The 17,890-nt window shown below is 65.0% G+C and carries 21 protein-coding genes; 17 read left to right on the forward strand and 4 right to left on the reverse strand.

Going from position 1 to position 17,890, the window contains the following annotated elements:
- Window positions 1-96 precede the first annotated feature (96 nt).
- Window positions 97-1,437 (forward strand): MFS transporter, encoded by a 1,341-nt coding sequence (locus tag AE618_RS13030; RefSeq protein ID WP_054209571.1) that lies wholly within the window; start codon window positions 97-99, stop codon window positions 1,435-1,437.
- A 56-nt stretch (window positions 1,438-1,493) separates the two neighbouring features.
- On the opposite strand, the gene AE618_RS13035 is transcribed toward AE618_RS13030, so the two are convergent.
- Together AE618_RS13035 and AE618_RS13040 are read right to left on the reverse strand one after the other, a co-directional pair.
- A complete protein-coding gene (locus tag AE618_RS13035) occupies window positions 1,494-1,715 on the reverse strand; it encodes a hypothetical protein (RefSeq protein ID WP_156330247.1) in 222 nt (73 codons plus the stop codon).
- Between the two features lie 99 nt (window positions 1,716-1,814).
- Entirely contained in the window at window positions 1,815-2,945 is a 1,131-nt protein-coding gene (locus AE618_RS13040) for an MlaD family protein (protein ID WP_054209484.1), read from the reverse strand.
- A 455-nt stretch (window positions 2,946-3,400) separates the two neighbouring features.
- On the opposite strand from AE618_RS13040, the gene AE618_RS13045 reads away from it, so the two are divergent.
- The 5 genes from AE618_RS13045 to AE618_RS13070 all read left to right on the forward strand — a co-directional run bounded on the left by AE618_RS13045 (window position 3,401) and on the right by AE618_RS13070 (window position 8,599).
- Window positions 3,401-4,681 (forward strand): AAA family ATPase, encoded by a 1,281-nt coding sequence (locus tag AE618_RS13045; protein WP_248310853.1) that lies wholly within the window; start codon window positions 3,401-3,403, stop codon window positions 4,679-4,681.
- Between the two features lie 393 nt (window positions 4,682-5,074).
- Window positions 5,075-5,590, forward strand: a complete 516-nt coding sequence (locus AE618_RS13055; RefSeq protein WP_156330248.1) for a hypothetical protein — start codon at window positions 5,075-5,077, stop codon at window positions 5,588-5,590.
- Window positions 5,587-7,461: a phage terminase large subunit family protein gene (locus tag AE618_RS13060; protein ID WP_054209487.1), complete on the forward strand. Its 1,875-nt coding sequence runs from the start codon at window positions 5,587-5,589 to the stop codon at window positions 7,459-7,461. Before AE618_RS13055 ends, AE618_RS13060 begins: the two co-directional genes overlap by 4 nt.
- Before the next feature lie 75 nt (window positions 7,462-7,536).
- Complete coding sequence (locus AE618_RS13065) at window positions 7,537-7,791, forward strand: hypothetical protein (protein WP_054209488.1); 255 nt, start codon at window positions 7,537-7,539, stop codon at window positions 7,789-7,791.
- Window positions 7,792-7,912: 121 nt separating this feature from the next.
- Window positions 7,913-8,599, forward strand: coding sequence for a hypothetical protein (locus tag AE618_RS13070; protein WP_054209489.1), 687 nt, complete (start codon window positions 7,913-7,915; stop codon window positions 8,597-8,599).
- On the opposite strand, the gene AE618_RS13075 is transcribed toward AE618_RS13070, so the two are convergent.
- Window positions 8,596-9,036 carry a hypothetical protein gene (locus AE618_RS13075; protein WP_156330249.1) on the reverse strand — a complete coding sequence of 147 codons (441 nt, stop codon included), beginning with the start codon at window positions 9,034-9,036 and terminating at the stop codon, window positions 8,596-8,598. The genes AE618_RS13070 and AE618_RS13075 overlap by 4 nt on opposite strands.
- A complete protein-coding gene (locus AE618_RS13080) occupies window positions 9,029-9,265 on the reverse strand; it encodes a helix-turn-helix domain-containing protein (protein WP_248310854.1) in 237 nt (78 codons plus the stop codon). The genes AE618_RS13075 and AE618_RS13080 overlap by 8 nt, the downstream gene beginning before the upstream one ends.
- 64 nt (window positions 9,266-9,329) lie before the next feature.
- Between AE618_RS13080 and AE618_RS13085 the strand changes: the two genes are divergently transcribed.
- The 11 genes from AE618_RS13085 to AE618_RS13135 all read left to right on the forward strand — a co-directional run bounded on the left by AE618_RS13085 (window position 9,330) and on the right by AE618_RS13135 (window position 17,797).
- Complete coding sequence (locus AE618_RS13085; RefSeq protein ID WP_054209492.1) at window positions 9,330-9,674, forward strand: hypothetical protein; 345 nt, start codon at window positions 9,330-9,332, stop codon at window positions 9,672-9,674.
- Complete coding sequence (locus tag AE618_RS13090; protein ID WP_054209493.1) at window positions 9,665-10,306, forward strand: hypothetical protein; 642 nt, start codon at window positions 9,665-9,667, stop codon at window positions 10,304-10,306. The genes AE618_RS13085 and AE618_RS13090 overlap by 10 nt, the downstream gene beginning before the upstream one ends.
- 93 nt (window positions 10,307-10,399) lie before the next feature.
- Complete coding sequence (locus AE618_RS13095; RefSeq protein ID WP_054209494.1) at window positions 10,400-11,023, forward strand: hypothetical protein; 624 nt, start codon at window positions 10,400-10,402, stop codon at window positions 11,021-11,023.
- Window positions 11,020-11,265, forward strand: coding sequence for a hypothetical protein (locus tag AE618_RS13100; RefSeq protein ID WP_054209495.1), 246 nt, complete (start codon window positions 11,020-11,022; stop codon window positions 11,263-11,265). Before AE618_RS13095 ends, AE618_RS13100 begins: the two co-directional genes overlap by 4 nt.
- Window positions 11,262-11,504 carry a hypothetical protein gene (locus AE618_RS13105; RefSeq protein WP_054209496.1) on the forward strand — a complete coding sequence of 81 codons (243 nt, stop codon included), beginning with the start codon at window positions 11,262-11,264 and terminating at the stop codon, window positions 11,502-11,504. Before AE618_RS13100 ends, AE618_RS13105 begins: the two co-directional genes overlap by 4 nt.
- Window positions 11,501-12,904 carry a phage portal protein gene (locus tag AE618_RS13110; RefSeq protein WP_054209497.1) on the forward strand — a complete coding sequence of 468 codons (1,404 nt, stop codon included), beginning with the start codon at window positions 11,501-11,503 and terminating at the stop codon, window positions 12,902-12,904. Before AE618_RS13105 ends, AE618_RS13110 begins: the two co-directional genes overlap by 4 nt.
- Window positions 12,901-14,799 carry a prohead protease/major capsid protein fusion protein gene (locus tag AE618_RS13115; protein WP_054209498.1) on the forward strand — a complete coding sequence of 633 codons (1,899 nt, stop codon included), beginning with the start codon at window positions 12,901-12,903 and terminating at the stop codon, window positions 14,797-14,799. Before AE618_RS13110 ends, AE618_RS13115 begins: the two co-directional genes overlap by 4 nt.
- 2 nt (window positions 14,800-14,801) lie before the next feature.
- Window positions 14,802-15,026, forward strand: coding sequence for a phage head-tail joining protein (locus AE618_RS13120; protein WP_054209499.1), 225 nt, complete (start codon window positions 14,802-14,804; stop codon window positions 15,024-15,026).
- A gap of 1 nt (window position 15,027) precedes the next feature.
- Window positions 15,028-15,360: a DUF2190 family protein gene (locus AE618_RS13125; protein ID WP_054209500.1), complete on the forward strand. Its 333-nt coding sequence runs from the start codon at window positions 15,028-15,030 to the stop codon at window positions 15,358-15,360.
- Between the two features lie 67 nt (window positions 15,361-15,427).
- Entirely contained in the window at window positions 15,428-15,835 is a 408-nt protein-coding gene (locus AE618_RS13130) for a hypothetical protein (protein ID WP_054209501.1), read from the forward strand.
- Window positions 15,836-15,994: 159 nt separating this feature from the next.
- Entirely contained in the window at window positions 15,995-17,797 is a 1,803-nt protein-coding gene (locus tag AE618_RS13135; RefSeq protein ID WP_197280771.1) for a phage tail tape measure protein, read from the forward strand.
- Window positions 17,798-17,890: the final 93 nt, after the last annotated feature.

The following is a 17,890-nucleotide window of genomic DNA, read 5'->3' on the forward strand; positions in this document are numbered from 1 at the left end:
TTGGCGGCAAAACGCGATGGCGCCGCCTGCCTGAAACCACGCGCGAGGGTGCAGCTCATGGCCAACATGCCCACGACGCAGATGCCCGAGACCCGGATGGCGACCTCGCAAAGACCCAGCACCAGCGAGCGAGATGCCAGCCATCTGAGCGAGAGCCATGGCGCTGTGAACCCCGGCGAGATGGCGATCGGCGTCATCATCGGCCGCACCTCCGAGTTCTTCGACTTCTTCGTCTACGCCATCGCCTCGGTCATCGTCTTTCCCAAGCTGGTCTTCTCCTTCACCGATCCGCTGACCGGCACGCTCTACTCCTTCGCCATTTTCGCGCTCGCTTTCATCGCCCGGCCCTTCGGCACCGCGATCTTCACCGCCATCGACCGCCGCACCGGCAAGAGCGCCAAGCTCACCATGGCGCTGTTCCTGCTCGGCATCTCGACCTGCTCGATCGGCTTTCTGCCCGGCTACGAGCAGATTGGCGCGGCCTCGATCTGGCTCCTGGCGCTGGCGCGCATCGGGCAGGGCATCGCTCTCGGCGGCACCTGGGACGGGCTGGCCTCGCTGCTCGCGCTCAACGCCCCGCCGCATCATCGCGGCTGGTATGCGATGATTCCGCAGCTCGGCGCGCCCTTTGGCCTGATCGTGGCGAGCGGGCTCTTCGCCTTCTTCGTCGGCAATCTTTCGGCCGAGGATTTCTACGACTGGGGCTGGCGCTACCCGTTCTTCGTCGCTTTCACGATCAATGTCGTGGCGCTGTTTGCCCGGTTGCGCATGGTGGTCACGCCCGACTACCAGAATCTGTTCGAGACCCGCGAACTGCAGCCCTCCAAGATCATCGACACGCTGCGCAATGAGGGACAGCATGTCGTGGTCGGCGCCTTCGCGCCACTGGCGAGCTTCGCCATGTTCCACATGGTCACGGTGTTTCCGCTCTCCTGGGTCTACCTCTTCACGCAGGAAGGGCCGGCGCGCTTCCTGGTGATCGAGGTCGTCGGCGCGGTCTTCGGCGCGATGGCGATCGTCGCCTCGGGCATGATCGCCGACCGGATCGGACGCCGCGCGCTGCTCGGCGGCTGCGCCATCGCCATCGCCGTCTTCAGCGGCTTCGCCCCGCAGCTTCTCGATGGAGGGTTCATCGGCGAGATGGTCTTCATGATCGGCGGCTTCATCCTGCTCGGCCTGTCCTTCGGGCAGTCATCGGGCTCGGTCGCCTCGGCCTTCTCGGCGACCTATCGCTACACCGGTTCGGCCCTGACCTCTGACCTCGCCTGGCTCTTCGGCGCCGGCTTCGCTCCGCTGGCGGCGCTGGTGCTGTCGAGCAAGTTCGGCCTGATCTCGGCCGGCGCCTACCTGCTGTCGGGCGCTCTCGTCACGCTGCTCGCCCTGCGGCTGAACCGGCAATGGGAGATCAGGAGGGTCGAGGAGGAGCAGCGCGGCTGAGGCTTCGTCCCTGGCTGCCAGCGAAGGCCGCACCGATCCCAGGCTGCCTTCGCTTCTTACATATACCGCACGATGGTGTCGGGCCCGATCTGATAGAGATCGAGCTCGGAATCGCTCAGCCGGCGCTGGAGCTTGAAGCTCGGCTGCGGCAACAGGCCCGCATATCCGCGCAAGGCCTCGATCGCCGCTTCTCCCGTGTCGGCGGCGACATGGAAGATCTGGCGAGCGCCGTCGGACGGAGAGGTCACCTCGACCTGGAAGGCTTTGAGTTCGGTCATCGATTCCTGGGCTCCGCTGTCGCTCGGCGGTAGCATGCCTCTCCATATCTCGCCATTCGGCGGGCCGGCAGCGATCCGGCGCGCATCCAGGCCACAGTGCTAGCGCGATCCGTTGTAGGGCGGCAGCTTCGGCTTGCCGCCGAAGATCAGGCTCTGAGGGTCTCGTTCGACATCGCGCAGAGTCTGGCCCACGCCCGTCAGCGCGCGCTTTCCGGTCGACGTCAGGGTTTCGAGGTTGCGCAGCCCAACGTTCGTAAAGCGAACGATCTCGGCCGCAATCTCTGCCGAGCGCCTGTCGAGCGTGTCGGCCAGCACACGAAGCGACTTCGCGGCCTCGCGGACATCGTCGAAAGCGCTGCGACCGTCCTGTCCGGCCGCCTTGTTCAGGAAGGTCTGCGCACCGATCAGCACGCCCTCCACCGTGTCGGCCGCCCTGTTGAGCTTTTCGGCAGCCGAGGTGACGTCCTTCACGGCCCTGCTGACATCGCCGCTGCCAAGGACGCCGGTGAATCGATCGATGTCATCGACGACTGCGATGATGGTCCTGTGATCGACAGAGCGGATGGTCTCCGTCAGCTGCAGGCTGAACGTGCCCAGCTTCTCCGTGGCCGGCGCGATGAAGTCGGCGACCGCGCCAATGCTCTGCATCAGCTTTTCGACACCGCCCGAACGGTCGTTCAGTCCGGCCGAGATATCCTCCACGTTCCTGATGCCGTCGCCGATAGCGCCGGCATTGGCCTTGATCGCTGTCTCGATGCCGCCGAGCACTTCGTCGGTACGCTTGGCGACCGAGCGCACCGTCTCGAGGATGCTCTCGGAGGGTTCGGCGATGATGGTCGGAAGCGACTGGCCAGTCAGGGCGGTGAGAACAGGCGAGTTCGGCTCGCCGCCGAGAAGCTGGACGGCGACGACGCCGGCCAGGCCCTGCGCCTCGATCCGGGCGCGGGTATCGACGCGCAACGGCGTCGACCGGTCGACCCTGATCACGGCATGAATCTGGCCCGGATCATCGGGCTGAAGGTTGATCTGCGTGACCTCGCCGACGCGCAGGCCATTGAACAGCACGCTGGACCCGCGCCCGAGGCCCGACACCTTGTCGTTGAAGACGAGGCGGACATTCGTCTTGCTATCGCCGCCGCCGCTGCTGAACCAGTACGCGAAGCCGAACAGCGCAGCCAGAATCGCAAGCGTGAACAGTCCGACCAGCGCATGACTCGCTCGCGATTCCATATCTGGGCTGGCCTCCAATGCTCACATGTGCGGCGGCGTGCTCCGCTCGCTGACGCTACGGATATCACAAAGCGTCGCGCCCCGGATCAACGGCGATCGGTGCCGGATCGTTGCAAAGGCGAAGCCGTCACAGCGTCGTCGACATGCGTATTGCAGGGTAGCGGGTGCGTGGCGATCCGTTGTCGGCGTGCGGGCCAGCGGCTGCGGCCGCAAGCCTGGCACGAGCGGCAGATCAGCTTCGACATGAAAGGGATGAGGTGGTGGGCGACACAGGGATCGAACCTGTGACCACTCCCGTGTGAACGGAGTCCCAAGCACAAAAGCTATTGAAACTGCAGGCAAATCGAGCCCTGGCGACGCCGAACGCAAGGCGATCAAGAGGGGAACGGAATGAGTTCCGCGATTGAGCTGCTATTGAATGGTGGCCGGCTGACAGCCGTTTGGGGAGATCGCGCGTGATCGACCCCGACAAGCCCCTACCCGACGATATCCGCCGCATCATTCGCGAGGCCGAAGCAAAGGCGGCGCCGAACGTCGACGACGAGATCGCCGACATCGTCGATCGAGCCTTCGCCGCTGCCGAACAGCAGCAGCCGGTTCGCAAGCCTATCTTGGCGACCCCATTCGTATGGCAACTGCCCTGGAAAATTCCGCCCCGTCAGTTCCTCTACGGGCGCCACTATGTCCGCAAATACCTCTCCGCCACGATCGCCCCTGGCGGCGTCGGCAAGTCCGCGCTCGCGCTAACTGAGGCCGTCGCCATGGCCAGCGGCAAGCCGATCCTCGGCCTGCAATCTCGCCCCCTGACGGTTTGGTACTGGAACGGCGAAGACCCCATCGACGAGACGCAGCGCCGGATCGCGGCTGCCTGCATTCACCACAGGGTCGCTCCCGTCGACATCGAAGGCCGGCTGTTCATCGACAGCGGCCGGGAGACCGAAATCAGCATGGCGAAGGGTTCGCCTCGAGGCTTCGTCCCGAACGAAGAGGTCAAGCGTGAGCTGATCCAGACAATCCATGAGAACGGAATCGACGTCGTGATCATCGATCCCTTTGTTTCCAGCCACGAGGTCGCGGAGAACGACAACGGCCAGATCGCTGCAGTCTGCAAGCGCTGGGCTCAGATCGCCGACGAGACCGGGTGCGCTGTCGAATTCGTCCACCATGCCCGCAAGCTGGCGGCAGGCGGGAGCGGGGACGTGACAGCCGACGATGCCAGAGGTGCCAGCGCGCTCCTGGCGGCCGTCAGATCGGCGCGGACACTCAACACAATGTCGAAGGACGATGCGGAAAAGGCCAAGGTCGAGCAGCCCCGCTCGCACGTCCGCGTCGATGATGTGAAGGCGAACCTTGCACCGCCCGCTGAGGGCGCGAAGTGGTTCAAGCTCGTTTCCGTACCTCTCGGCAACGCAACGGACCACGACCCTCAGGACGAGGTGGGTGTCGTCACCACATGGAAGTGGCCGGACCCGAATGAGGACGTCACCATCGCGGATGTGATCGCTGCCCAGGATCGCATTGCAAGCGGCGAATGGCGGCTCGATCCGCAGTCGAAGTCATGGGTCGGCTTGGCGGTGGCCGAGGCGCTCGATCTCGATCCCGCCGACCGCGGCGCCAAGAGCGCGATCAAGCTGCTGATCATGAAATGGATCGCCAACGGATGGCTCCGGATCGTCAAGCGCAATGATGCAAAGCGGATGGCGCGGGAGTTCGTCGAGGTGGGAGAGAGGCCATGAAGACGGTGATTTGCCACACCTTGAAAGGTGTGGCGCGGCAAGGGTCGGCAGCGGGGCAAACCGGGCTTGCCCCACCCCCCTATAGCCCCCCCTTTAGGGGGGGCGTAAGGGTGGGGCAGGAGCGGTCGGCAGGTGTGGCACATGAGGCGGGTGAGGTGCTGGCGCAGCTGGCAGCTCGCGTTGATCGGCTGACCATCTCGCATCGCGACCCCGAAGCGTTCTTCGTCGAGCGGTCGGAGATCGCCGCAGCCCTGAGGGGGGCAGCCGAGCGGGTCCCTCTACCGGTCCAGCGTGCGGGGCAGGCGGTCCGCTCGGTTTCACTAGCGAGCAAAGATTTAGCTCCTAAAGTCTCGGGCAGGGGCCGCTAAAGCCATGCACCCAACGCAGAACGGATTGCTTGACGGGCTCGCGATGCCGCCGGTCGAAACCCTCTCCAAAAAGGGTTTCGCCGAGCGGCTCGGCGTGACGCCTGCCCGCGTGTCGCAGATGATCACCGCCGGTCTCCCCGTCGAGCCCAACGGCCGGATCAGGATCGCCGACGGGCTTGCCTGGGTGGATGCGAACGTCGACAGCAACCGCCGCCGCTCTGCGCTCGCATCGACCGACTCCACGATGATGCCGCCGATGTCGTCGCGGGCGCAGCGCGACGCTGCCGATGCCAGGATCGCTGAGCTGAAGGCCGAAAAGCTCGCCGGCAACCTGATCAACAGCCGCACAGCCCTCCGCTGGATCGAAGGCCGCGCGCGCATGGAACGAGACAGCTGGATCGCCTGGACCAGTCGCGCCGCGCCCGAGATCGCGACCGCGACAGGATCCGACATCGCCATCGTGCTCGCCGCCCTCGACCGGATGGTCCGCGACCAACTGGCGAGCCTCGCCGCCCGGCCGTTGGAAGGCCTCGGCCGATGATGCTGCTCGAGGACGAGACGACCGCGCTGGTTGAGGCTGCCTGGCTTCGCGGGCTTACCACCCCGCCGGCCATGACGGTTTCAGAATGGGCGGACCAGAACCGTCTCCTGCCGGGTGCCAACGCCGAGCCGGGGCCGTGGCGCACGGCGCGCGTGCCCTATCTGCGGGAGATCATGGACTGCCTGTCGGTGTCGTCCCCGGTCGAGCGGGTGGTGATGATGAAGGGCGCTCAGACCGGCGGGACCGAGGCCGCGCTGAATGCGATCGGCTACTGGATCGACCATGCGCCGGGCTCGATCCTCGCCGTCTGGCCATCGATCGACATGGTCCGCAAGAACTCTCGCACCCGTATCGAGCCGCTGGTCCAGGACACCCCGGCAATCCGAGCGAAGATCGTGCCGCCACGGTCGCGGGAGCCAGGCAACACGATCGCCCTGAAGGAGTTCCCGGGCGGCTCGCTGATGATGACCGGCGCCAACAGCGCGGTCGGCCTGCGCTCGCATGCCGCGCGCTATCTGACGCTCGACGAGGTCGATGCATTTCCGGCCGATGCCGACGATGAAGGCGATCCGGTCTCTCTCGCGATCCAGCGCACCGTCACCTTCCGCGGTCGCCGCAAGATCATCATGATCTCGACGCCAACCACAGCCGGGGTCAGCCGCATCGAGCGCGCCTATGCTGAGAGCGACCAGCGCCGCTATCACGTGCCGTGCCCGCACTGCGGCGAGTTTCAGGCGCTGACCTGGTGCGGCGTGACCTGGCCGAAGGATGAGCCCGCCCGCGCCTTCTACGCCTGCCAGGAGTGCGGCGGCGTGATCGAGGAGCATCAGAAGCCCTCTCTGCTGGCCGCCGGCGAGTGGCGCCCTGACGCGCCCGGTCCTGGCAAGGCCGCCGGCTTCCACCTGTCGGCGCTCTACAGCCCGTTCGAAAGCTGGGGCGACATCGCCGTCGACTTCCTCGCTTCGATGAGCGATCCGACGCGGCTGAAGACCTGGACCAACCTCAAGCTCGGTGAAGCTTTTGAGGATCGCGCGACGCAGACCGTACCGATCGACGAGCTGCAGGCGCGCGCCGAGGCCGCCGAGCGCCCCTGGGCCGAGCTTTTGCCGGATGGTGTCGCGGTCATCACGGCAGGTGTCGACGTCCAGGACAACCGAATCGAGATCGAGCTCGTCGGCTGGGGCCGCAACGAAGAAAGCTGGTCGCTCGATTATCGGATCATCCATGGCGACCCGGCAGGCCCCGAGCCTTGGGCCGCCCTCGACGCGCTGTTGACGCGGACGTTCCGGCACCCACGCGACGTGCCGGATCTGCGCGTCGCGGCGGCGGCGATCGATTCCGGTGGACACCGCACCAGCCAGGTCATGGCGTACTCTGCCGCGCGCCTGGCGCGACGTGTGTGGGCCATCAAGGGCAAGGGCGGCCCTGGCGTGCCTGCATGGCCCCGCAGGCCTCCGAAGCCGCAGAAGGCCACCACGACGCCCTTGCACATCGTTGGCGTCGACGGCCTGAAATCGCAGCTCTTCGCCCGCCTGCGGATCGAAGCGGGAGCCGCGCCGGGCGCCTGCCATTTCCCAGCCGATCGCGACGTCACATGGTTCGCCGGCCTGATGGCCGAGCGGCCGGTACGGAAATGGACCCGAGGCGTCGCCCGCATCGAGTGGATCGTCGATCGCGGCGTTCGAAATGAGCCGCTGGATTGCCGCGTCTATGCGACGGCGGCGCTCGCCGGATTGGGCGCTGCTGGCTTCAGCCTAGGCGATGCCGCGACCCGCACCGCCAGCGCAGCGATGCGAGCGGATACCGAGCCGCCGCGGGACATCGCCGCGCCGCGGGCTGCCGTGATAAGGTCGCGGTGGGTGCATGGATGATGCATCACATGCAACTGATGCGAGCTCGCTGCGGAGAGTTTGATGGCTGTGATTCGTCGCTTATCCCAAGCCGACATGAAGCCGCTCGCCGAGCAGGCCGCTCGGAGCAACGGCCATAGCGCATTCGATTGGAAAAAGGCCTACAGCCCGACGCGATATCGCGGCCATTGCAAGCGATGCCGCAGCGTGCTGGAGATCATGCCTCGCGGATTGATGCCAGCGGAGGCCGAGCAGTATCAGGCGGCAGGATCGGTCATTGCCGAGACGATGGGCTTTGGAAACTACAGCGTCGTTCAGGGCTCGGCGCTCGCCCAACGTTGCTGGGGCTGAGAGCCTCTCGGGGAATTACGGGGACGAATTGCGGGCATTGCGAGGATAGCGTTGGTCGATGAATTGTTAGCGCGCGTTTTCGTCGGTTTCTCTGGCGCATCGAACAGCCAAGGAGGCCAGCATGACCATCGACGTCTCCCATCGCGATCTGTTTGCCAACGCGACGCCTGCTTCGGCCGGCAATCTCGCAGCAGCCAAAGCCCTGGCCGGCAACCACGCCGACGCCCTGATCATCTCACTGGCGGTCGAATACGAGCATGCCAGGGCAGCCCGGGAGCATAGCCAAAAGGTCCTTGGTGCCGCCGAGGCGCGCTATGTTCAGCCGCAAGTGCCGGCGGCGTTGTTGCCTCGGCGGGGAGATCCGCTCTGCTTTCGCCCCTGCCGCACGCATGACGGCACATGGTGGTATGTGAACCTCATCGACACCTTTCGAAAGGGGCCGATCACCAGGCCGGCGACCACACATGACGGCGAGGAGATTGTTGTCCCGTATCAGCAAGCACAAGCGCGCGCTGACGAGATCGTTGCGGCGTACGATCGGTGGACGGCTGACTGCACGCGAGCCAAGATCGAATGTGGGCTAGCGGCCGCCGATGATGAGGACACCCGGCTCTATGTCCGGATGTGGGAACTCCATGACCAGCTCATAGCAATGCGACCCATGACGTTCGCCGGCATTCAGGCCAAGGCACGCGCATCCCAGCTACGGCGTGAACTGGTCGAGAGGGGCGAGGAGTGTGACACGGACCTGCAGCTGCTATTTTCGATCAGCGACGACCTTGTCCGGCTTGGCGATGACGCGGCTTAGCCGCTCATCGACTTGATCGCGCCGCCGAACAGGCCTCCCAAAAACGAACCGGCCTTCACATACTGCGAGGCCGGCGCATCTCCCTTCGCCTTACCTTCGATGACCTGCTGCGGAGTGAGGCCTCCAAAAATGGCGGTGGGCGTTTGGACCAAGTGGATACCCTTGGCCGTCAAACCGCATTCCCAGACCATTTCGCCTTCGGTGCCCTGCATCGAATTCTTGACGAAGATTATCTGCTCGCGATCGAGCCAGGCGATGATGTCTTCGATCAAGCTCTCAGAGTCGAAGCGGGCAGGATAACCTGCCTCGGCATAGGCCGCGCTGAACGTCTCGGCAGAAATCCACTCAGGCAGCACGCCGCCTTCCAGCATTTTCTCAAGAATCGCCGCAACGACGATCGATTGCCGCTCTAGGTTCGACCTCGCCGCCTCAGACATCGGCGTTCTTCCGGAGGCGCACCCCAGGCCCACCACCATTCTCAGGAATGAACACGACGCCCGCGGCTTCCAGCGCCGCACGCATGACGGCCAATTTCTCTTGGTCCCCGGCATATTTCCCGGTTTCGAAGTTGGAAATGGTGTTTCTGTGCACACCGGCAGCGCTTGCCAGGTCGGCTAAGCTCCAATTCAGAGCGGCTCGCGCCATCCTCACTTGTGCAGGCTTCACAAGCCATAATCCTTGTGCTAATGTCACAAGTGAAAGTAGCACAACCCAGCCCGAGGAGCAAACCATGCCCAACGCACGCGTTGCGGCAGCCGCGAGCGGCTTGCCTGGAGTCACGATGATCACGCCGGCGATGCGCCGACAGATGGAAGAGGCCGTCGAGCGGCTGATCGCCGTGCTCGATTCTCTCGATGGCGATACCGACCTCGAGCCCGAGAACGACGCCGAGCAGACCGGCACAGAGACGCTCGGAGGCGGATTCCGGAACTCACCCTTCGGCGACGACGATGAGGACAGCCATGACGCAGAGGCTGGCGACGCAGATCGCGAGCTGACGCTTGGCTGGTCGGAGGGCGAGTCCATGTCAGGCCGGCTTTCGTCCGGCGGATCTCGACAGGAGGAATGGGCATGACTGCGATGGTCAAACCTTCACGCCGCGCGCTGCTCGGCAGCCTCGCTGCCGCCACCGCGGCGCCTGCCCTCGCGGGGCAGGCCTCCGATCTTGACGAGATGATCGCGGATCACCGGTGGGCCAAGGAGGCCGCGGAGGTCGCTGTCGTCGCCCATTGGGAGCTGGAGGAGAAGCACCGGCTGCCCGCCCCGGCGATCGAATATGGCCGGCGCCGGATCGAAGACCCGGAAACGGGAGCCGTCTCGTATGCGCCGATGGAGTTCCGGACCCGGGAGCAGATCGAATCCCATTTCGGCCGCATGATCGCGGCGTGGGAAAGCGACCGGCTGCAACGGACCCGCGTCGGTGAACTCCGCGTCACCCGCGATCGGCTGATCAGCGAGATCGGGCAGATCGAGGCCGAACGTTGCGACGCCGAGCAGCGGCTCGGAATCACGGCCGCGGCCGAGATGGCAGAGCGCGCCTGCAGGGAAGCCGAGGCCCTGCGCAAGCGGGTTCTCTGCTACCGGCCCACAACCATGGCGGAGGTCGCGGCCAAGAATTCATTCCTCCTCGCGCTTCTGAAAGAGGGGTTCGATTTCGATGACGAACTCCTGGGGATTTTCGGATCGGTCGATGCAAACCGTCGTTAAGTTTCTGAAAAGAAAGAGTTTTCATCGATCTTGACTAACGCATTAAAAGCGTTATGTTTGCAACACTTCAGGAAAGGGATACAGGCGCAACAGATGGATATCAGGGCTCGCACACATCAGACGTCGACCCTGGTTGCAGTCGCTGGCTGCAAGTCCGTCACGTTCCGCGCATGGCGGCACCGGCACAATCTCTTCCCTGAGACCATGGAAACGAAGGGGTGGAGCTATTTTTCGATCATCGACATGTGCGTGCTGCGCGCCGTTGTGGTGATGACCGAGCACGGTTTGGCAGTCGACGATGCCGTTTGGCATGCCGACAAGTGGCTTCGGCTCAACTTCGCAGCACTGCTCGAGGATAGGGACACCTCCTATCTGCACGGGTTCATGCGCGGAAGCTCAGCTTCGAGCGGGCCGACTGCCTTCGTCGACGAGATATCCGGCCAGGTTTCAAGCACCGCTCCTGACCATTGGCCCCGTGACGCGTCGGCCTCGTTCATCTCGATCGGGCCGGAAGAGAATGTCGGCGCCGTCCTCGCCTGGGCTCGGGGTGCGATCACGATCTTCGATCTGCGCGCCGTCACCGGTCACGTCCTGACGGAGCTGGCGGCACTCCAGCCCGAGACCGTCGCGACTGCAGAAGACACGCGGCGGATCGTATTCGGCACGCTCGCGGACGCGCTTCGCCCCAAGCCAAACGCAGAGGGAGACGACACATGAGCGCCATCTCGCAGCGTCAATCCGGGAACGAAACGGCTTCAAATCATCGCCAAAACACGAACGACGAGCGTCTCGACCGGATCACGCCCGCATGGCGGCGGTTCCGCAATGAGCACTGCTGGCCGGCGTGGCGCCTGGAGCGCTGCTCGCTCGACGAGCTGCGCCGGCTGCGCAGGGCGGTTCCGTACCTCTTGCACGCCCTCGATCTCACGATCGCCAGCAAGGAGGAGATCGCACGATGAATGTCTTCTTGTTCCCCAACGCGCCGGCTGGCCCGCGCCCCTGCGGGGCCTTCGTGCTGAACCTGCCGCAGATCAGCGTCCGGAAGGAGCCTCAGCTCTACACAGACGTGCCGGCGGCCGACCAGGCCGCCATCCTGAAGGAGGTGGCCTACATGACGGCCGCCTTTGAGGAAGCGGAGAGGAGCATCGACCGCCTCGCAGAGCTGCTGAAGCCCTATCTCGTCGAGGTGGCGCGATGAGGTTTGCGTTCCCGAAATTCCCAGCGAATCTGTTCCGCCGCGGCCAGAAGCCCGCCCCGCCAGCTGTTCGCGCCTTCGATGGTGGCGGCATGGGCCGCCGCTGGACCGGTTTCGCCGACATGCCGAGCGCGGTGTCCGCCATGCTCGCGAGTGGCGGCACGCTCGCGCGCCGAGCCCGCGGCCTTGTTGCGAACAATGCCCACGCCGCGAGTGGCGTCGAGGCCTGGGTTTCGGCCCTTGTCGGGACCGGGCTGAAGGTCCAGAGCCGGGCCTCGGGACTTGCGCTGGATTTCGAAGCCTGGACGGACGACGCGGACGCCGACGAGCTGACCGATTTTTATGGGCTCCAGGCGGCGGCGGTGCGGTCGATGGTGATCAGCGGCGAAGCCTTCGGGCTTCTGCTGGCCGGTGGGCGCCTCCGCCTGCTCGATCCGGAACAGGTCGACCGCAACGTCACGCAAAACACGATGAATGGCGGCTGCGTCATCCAAGGCATCGAGTTCGATGCCGGCGGCAGGCGCGTCGCCTATCATATCAGGCGCGACCAGCCTGGTATGCCGTTTCCGGTTTCCTATGAGACGGTGCGCGTGCCCGCCGCCCAGGTGGTCCACCTGTTCAAGCGGATCTTCCCGGGGCAGGTCCGCGGCATCACATGGTTCGCGCCCGTGCTGCTCCGCATGGCCGATTATGACCGGGCCATGGATGCGCAGCTCCAGCGCCAACTCGTCGCATCGCTTTTCGCAGGCTTCATCGTCGATCCGAAATCGACGGTCGAGAACTTCGACGGCACGCCGAACGGTTCGAACCTGCAGGTCACGCTCGAACCGGGAACGATGAGTGTTCTGGGGGCAGGGCAGGACGTCAGGTTCAGCGAGCCGGCAGGGCTCGGCGCCGAAGTCATCGACTTCCTTCGCATCACGCGTGACGAGATCGCGGCCGGCCTCGGCGTGCCGGCGCATGTCCTGTCGGGCGACCTGACGCAGGCCAATTACTCCAGCCTGCGCGCAGGGCTCGTCGAATGGCGCCGCCGCGTCGAAGCGCTCCAGCACGGCATGATCGTTTTTCAGTTCTGCCGCCCCGTCTGGCGCAACTGGCTGCTGTTGCGCGCGCTTTCGGGCGCGTCGGACATGGCTGGATATTTCAACGATCCCGCCGCCTATGACGCGGCGCGCTGGATCACACCTCGCTTCGACTGGATCGACCCGCTCAAGGACGCCGAGGCAGAGATCGCGGCGATCGGCGCGGGGCTCATGAGCCGCCGCCAAGCGGTCGCTGCGCGCGGCGAGGATATCGAGCGGCTCGACAAGGAGATCGCGGACGACAATGCCCGCGCCCAACGGCTCAAGCTGACCTTCGCACCGCAACCCCGTCCCATCCTTATCGGGAGCCCGAACCCATGAACGCCGCCGCCCCCGTCACACCGGCCACGCCGGAACCGATGGATATCGTCGTCCGCCGCCTGCCGGCAGCAGCATCGACATGGAACGCCGATACCTGGACCGTCGAGTGCGTGATCGCGACAAGCGGGGCAGGCGTCTCGCGGTACGACGAGCGCGGCGAATACGTCGAGATCCTGTCTCTCGAAAATCAGAGTTGGCCGTCGCAGATCCCTCTGCTCGACGCCCATCGGCGGGGCAGCATGGACAACGTCCTGGGCAGCGTCGACACCCTTCGGGTGGTCGGCGGGGAGCTGCTCGGCCGTGCCACGCTGTCCCGTCACCACCCCTTGTCGCAGCGCATTGCCGCCGATCTCGGCGACGGCCATCGGTTCAGCGCTTCCATCGGCTACATCACTCTCGCTTCCCGCGAGCAGGCCAACCCGTCGACCAAGCGCCGCGAAAAGATCGCGACCCGGATCGACCTGCTGGAAGCCTCGCTCGTCGTTCTCCCCGCCGACCGCCTTGCTGGTACCAGGAGTCACAGCATGACGGCCAATCCCGCACCGGTCGAACAGCCGGTCACCCCTCCGGCGCTCGCGCCGGTTGTCACCGCGCCCCCGGTTCAGGAACGAGCCGCCGGCGCCAACATTGAGATCGCCGACCGCGCAGCGGTGAACGGCGAGATCCGGTCGATCGCCCGTCTTTCCGGTCTCGACCAGACCTGGATCGACGGCCAGATCGACGCCAATGCCAACGCCGACCATGCGCGCCAGGCGGCCTTCGCCGCGCTGGGTACCCGCGCCGCGCCGGCCGGCACCGTGCGCAACGCGACGATCTCGATCGGCGCGGACCACACCGACCCCGAGCTGCGCGTCCGCCATGTCGGCGAGGCGCTCTTCGCGCGGCACAATCCGGGGCATCAGCTTTCGGAGCCGGCGCGACCGTTCTTCGGGCTCAGCACGCTGGATATCGCCCGGGACAGCCTCCGGCTTCGCGGGATGGCGACGACCGGATTGTCTGCCGCCACCATCGTCGAACGCGCGTTGCACTCGACGAGCGATTTTCCACTGATCCTCGGCGACACCATCGGCAGGACGCTCCGGGAATCGTATCGGGCCGCGCCGTCCGGCCTGAAGATGCTCGCTCGCAAGACCACGGCACGCGACTTCCGTTCGCAGCATCGGCTGCAGCTCTCGGAAGGTCCGCGGCTGCTGCCGGTTGTCGAGGGTGGAGAATTCAAGTCGGGAACCCTTGCCGAGGCGAAGGAGAGCTACAAGCTCAACACCTGGGGCCGCATCATCACGATTTCCCGCCAGGCGATCGTGAATGACGACCTCGGCGCCTTCGTCGATTTCGCTCGTCGCATGGGCCAGGCCGCAGCCGCCACCGAAGCCCAAATCCTCATCGACCTGCTGATTTCGAACAGCGCGAACGGGCCGACGATGTCGGATGGCAATGCTCTCTTCCACACGAGCCATGGCAACAAGGCGGCGACCGGGACGGCGATCACTGTCGCGAGCCTGTCCGTCGCCCGCGCCGCGATGCGCAAGCAGGTGGGACTGACCGGCGAGTCGATCGACACCGCGCCTCGCTACCTCCTCGTCGGCCCCGACAAGGAGACTGAGGCCGAGCAGCTTCTGACGGTGTTGAACCCCAATTCACCCGCCGACACGAACCCCTTCGCCGGCAAGCTCGCTCTTGCCGTCGATGCCCGCCTCACCGGCAACCGTTGGTACGTCTCCGCCGATCCTGCGACGGTCGACGGCCTCGAATACGCATACCTGGAGGGCGAGGAGGGCGTCGTCATCGAGACGAAGGCTGGCTTCGAAGTCGACGGGGTTCAGACCAAGGCGCGTGTCGATTTCGGTGCCGGCTTCGTCGACTGGCGCGGCTGGTACGTCAACGCGGGAGCATGACGATGGAGACCCTCGCCGAACTTCAGGATCAGCTTGTTAGCTTGCGAGCAGCGCGCGCCACGGGTGTGGCGAGGGTCGAATTCGTGAGCGGCGAGAGCCGCCGCGTCACCGAATACAAATCCGACGCCGACATGGCGTCCGCCATCGCCGATCTCGAACGCCGCATTGCCGCGTTTTCCGGACGGCACATCAGCACTGTTCGCTTCTCCTACTCGAAAGGCATCTGACATGAAAAACCACGTTCAGCCTGGCAATTCCCTCACTCTTCCCGCTCCCGCCGGCGGCGTCGCGAGCGGCGACGGCGCCCTCATCGGTTCAATCTTCGGGATTGCTGCGAAGGCCGCTGCCGCAGGCGAACTCGTCGCCTTCTGCGTCACCGACGTCTGGACCCTGCCGAAGGCCGCCGGTGCCGTCACGGTCGGCGCCAAGCTCTATTGGGACGCGACCAACAAGGTCGTCACCACCACCGCCAGCGGCAACACCCTGATCGGCGCGGCGACCGAGGCGGCGCTGTCCGGCGACGCCGCCGCAACGGTGAGACTGAATGGCGTTTCAGTCTGACGACTTCCGGCGGGCTGTGGCCCGCCGGAAGCCTCTCGGTCTGTCGTGCAATCGAGGAGCATTCAAGATGTCGAACGATACCCACTCCGCCCCGCGCCGCGAAGATCTGCCCGATGGCAGCGTCCGCATCCATTTTGCTGCGCCGATCCTGCTCTTCACCGAGCCGAAGGGCCACGCGACACTCCGCCGTCCCACCGTGGCCGAGAGCTGGGAGATCGGCGATCCCCTGACCTATATCGTCGACGAGCGCGGTTATGCCACGCCGTTCCTCGATCGCCCGCGGCTCGTCACATGGATCAATCGGCTTGTGACAGACCACGACGCCGACGTGATCGGCCGTGACAGCGACCTCGCCCTCGGCATGCTGATGGAGGACGCCGTCATCGATTTTTTTCGCAAAGCGAAGCTGAGATCGAGGATGCGATCCGGCAGCTCGTCCGAGCAGGAATCGCACCATCCGAAATCAAGCGCATGACACTGCCCGAGCTGGCGCATTGGCAGAAACTGACGAGGTGACGTGATGCAGGTTGTCAGGGCAGAGGCGATAATCACCGCAAAGAACAGCTTGAAGCCCGGACTGCAGAATGCAGCTCGCGATCTTGGCCGCTTCCGTGCCCAACAGTCCCAGGCTTCGATGGCGTTCAACTCGACGATCGCGCGCGCTCTCGGTAGCGTCGGCGGCGCCTTCGCGGCGATGGATGGCGCGCGCCGAGCGCTGAAATCCGCGATCTCGCTGGAGCGCGAGATGTATAACATCCAACGCGCGACAGACTCCAGCGGCGATGTTCTCAAAAGTCAGGAGAACTTTATTCTCGACCTGGCCCGCGCTACCGGCAAAACCAAGGAGGAGCTTGCGAAGCTTTACGCTGCTGCGGGCTTTGCCGGTCGCCCCAACAGCGAACTCGGCCGCTTCACCGAATACGCCTCCAAGGCGACCGTAGCATGGGGTACCAACGCGGAGGAGACCGGCCAGGCGCTGGCCGAGATCGGCAACATCTTCGAAGCCAACCAGAAGCGTATCGAGGGCATCGGCGATGCCATCAACACCGTGGCGGATGGCTCGGCATCGTCCGAGAAGGATCTGATCGAGATCCTGCGGCGCGTCGGCGGGGCAGGTAAGGGCCTCGGCATCTCGGCCGAAAACATGCTCGCCTTCGGCGCGGCGCTGAAGGAGGTCGGCGTCGGTACCGAGGTCGCATCCACCGGCCTCAATGCCATGCTGACGAAGATCTCTGTTCCGGACGACAAATTCGACGAGGCGCTGACCAAGATCGGGCTCAAGCCGAAGGCGTTCCGTAAGAGCGTCGACAAGGATGCGACCGGGTCGATCATGACGCTCCTCGGAGCCCTGAAAAAGCTCGAGGGGACCAAACGCATCGCCGTCCTGAAAGACATGTTCGGCATGGAATACGCCGACGACATCTCTCGCATGGTCGGCGGGCTCGATCGCATCACGAAGCTGCTGGCGCTTGCCAACGACAAGGCGAAGGCGCTCGGATCGGTGCGCTCCGGCTTCGGCATCGCCATCGAGAAGGACTTCAATAAACTCGACCGCGCCCAGGCATCGATCGACACCCTGCTCGTCCGGACAGGAAACCATCTGAAGATCATCGCCGGCGGGTTCGCCGATGTCATCAACGAAGCGGTCGACGCCTCCGAGAGCGCCTCGCGGCGCCTCGAGCGGCTGCGTAAGATCGACGAGGACGCGGCCGACCGCGCTGGCAAGCCCGGCACGCCCGGGTCGAAACCGGAAGATCAACGCGCAAAGGACCAGCAGACGCTCGCGGAGATCAATGCGGGGAAATATGACGCGGCGGCGCTGCCCTATGTCATCGCCCATGCCAAGAACCCGGAGATCATCAAGGCTGCGGAAGATTCCTATCGCAGGCAGCGGTATGGCGCCGTCGACGAGAAGGACGCGGCTGACGAACAGCGAGCGCGCGACACCCACGCTCGCCTCTCCAGCTTCGATCCGTTGGCCTCGAAAACCATTCCGATGCGAGACCGCCCTGCAGCCGCAGCCCAGGCGCTGGACATCGCCGAGGCCATCCGCAAGCGGCGGATGGAGCGCGAGTTCAACGACATGCAGGTCGGCGGCAACGCGCGGAAGCGGGCAGGTGAAATCAGCACCGCGCTGGCCAGCCAGGGCAGGCTCGGAAGCTTTGGGACGATGCCGGTCACGACTGGCACAGGCAAGGGCGCCAAGACCTATGAGGCGCCTAAGGTCGACATGTCGGATGCCGGTACGACGGCGGGTGCCAGCTACGTCAACTCGCTGAATTCCGAGCTTGATCGCGGCATTGTTGAGGCGAAAGCCAAGATCGAGCAGCTCAAGACCATGCTGAAATTCTCGACATCGGCTACGATCAACATCGAAGTGCGGAAGTATGGCGCTGGCGTCGGCGGGTTCGACACGGGCAAGCAGGGGCCGAACTGATGATCGCCAACTGCACTGTCCCGAAACTCTTCAGATCGCAGCCTCACAATGTGAGATGCAATCGTGAGTTCACGCATCGCCCTCCTAAAAGAG

The sequence above is a fragment of the Allobosea vaviloviae genome (assembly GCF_001298265.1).
In the GTDB taxonomy this organism is placed as follows: Bacteria; Pseudomonadota; Alphaproteobacteria; order Rhizobiales; family Beijerinckiaceae; genus Allobosea; species Allobosea vaviloviae_B.

Excerpts from the sequence above, each read along its gene's own strand:
- AE618_RS13085 (WP_054209492.1), top strand. The coding sequence starts at position 9,330 with ATGCCCAACGCACGCGTTGCGGCAGCCGCGAGCGGCTTGCCTGGAGTC.
- AE618_RS13060 (WP_054209487.1), top strand. The coding sequence starts at position 5,587 with ATGATGCTGCTCGAGGACGAGACGACCGCGCTGGTTGAGGCTGCCTGG.
- AE618_RS13120 (WP_054209499.1), top strand. The coding sequence starts at position 14,802 with ATGGAGACCCTCGCCGAACTTCAGGATCAGCTTGTTAGCTTGCGAGCA.
- AE618_RS13040 (WP_054209484.1), bottom strand. The coding sequence starts at position 2,945 with ATGGAATCGCGAGCGAGTCATGCGCTGGTCGGACTGTTCACGCTTGCG.
- AE618_RS13095 (WP_054209494.1), top strand. The coding sequence starts at position 10,400 with ATGGATATCAGGGCTCGCACACATCAGACGTCGACCCTGGTTGCAGTC.
- AE618_RS13070 (WP_054209489.1), top strand. The coding sequence starts at position 7,913 with ATGACCATCGACGTCTCCCATCGCGATCTGTTTGCCAACGCGACGCCT.
- AE618_RS13090 (WP_054209493.1), top strand. The coding sequence starts at position 9,665 with ATGGGCATGACTGCGATGGTCAAACCTTCACGCCGCGCGCTGCTCGGC.
- AE618_RS13135 (WP_197280771.1), top strand. The coding sequence starts at position 15,995 with ATGGCGTTCAACTCGACGATCGCGCGCGCTCTCGGTAGCGTCGGCGGC.
- AE618_RS13110 (WP_054209497.1), top strand. The coding sequence starts at position 11,501 with ATGAGGTTTGCGTTCCCGAAATTCCCAGCGAATCTGTTCCGCCGCGGC.
- AE618_RS13105 (WP_054209496.1), top strand. The coding sequence starts at position 11,262 with ATGAATGTCTTCTTGTTCCCCAACGCGCCGGCTGGCCCGCGCCCCTGC.
- AE618_RS13130 (WP_054209501.1), top strand. The coding sequence starts at position 15,428 with ATGTCGAACGATACCCACTCCGCCCCGCGCCGCGAAGATCTGCCCGAT.
- AE618_RS13030 (WP_054209571.1), top strand. The coding sequence starts at position 97 with ATGGCGACCTCGCAAAGACCCAGCACCAGCGAGCGAGATGCCAGCCAT.
- AE618_RS13035 (WP_156330247.1), bottom strand. The coding sequence starts at position 1,715 with ATGACCGAACTCAAAGCCTTCCAGGTCGAGGTGACCTCTCCGTCCGAC.
- AE618_RS13125 (WP_054209500.1), top strand. The coding sequence starts at position 15,028 with ATGAAAAACCACGTTCAGCCTGGCAATTCCCTCACTCTTCCCGCTCCC.
- AE618_RS13065 (WP_054209488.1), top strand. The coding sequence starts at position 7,537 with ATGAAGCCGCTCGCCGAGCAGGCCGCTCGGAGCAACGGCCATAGCGCA.
- AE618_RS13115 (WP_054209498.1), top strand. The coding sequence starts at position 12,901 with ATGAACGCCGCCGCCCCCGTCACACCGGCCACGCCGGAACCGATGGAT.
- AE618_RS13075 (WP_156330249.1), bottom strand. The coding sequence starts at position 9,036 with ATGTCTGAGGCGGCGAGGTCGAACCTAGAGCGGCAATCGATCGTCGTT.
- AE618_RS13100 (WP_054209495.1), top strand. The coding sequence starts at position 11,020 with ATGAGCGCCATCTCGCAGCGTCAATCCGGGAACGAAACGGCTTCAAAT.